The following is a 257-nucleotide window of genomic DNA, read 5'->3' as shown; positions in this document are numbered from 1 at the left end:
AAACGAGTTCACGCGCGTCTCGCGCGCGGGTCGGCCTTGGCGTGTTCGATCGCCTTGAGCGTTTCTGAGTCGAGCACTGCCTGGGCATCGGACGGAATGGCAAACAGTTTGCCGTCGATGTCATGGACGTGTAACTGCTCATGGGTGACAGCATCCGTCACTAGCGCGCGGCCGGTCAGGCGCAGGGCGGCTTGGAGATGTGATTGCCCCGAGACGATCCGGTAATTACGCCCTTCTGATCGTCTCACCACCGCGTC

General features: G+C 61.5%; 1 pseudogene. It reads right to left on the bottom strand.

What is annotated here, in order from left to right:
- Positions 1 to 8: 8 nt before the first annotated feature.
- Positions 9 to 257 (bottom strand): annotated as a pseudogene (locus ACYP5B_RS14935) (hypothetical protein); the annotation flags it as partial.

This window comes from Cupriavidus sp. 8B (assembly GCF_054589115.1).
Note: the sequence above shows the minus strand (reverse complement) of the source record. Positions and strands in the feature narration are given on the sequence as shown.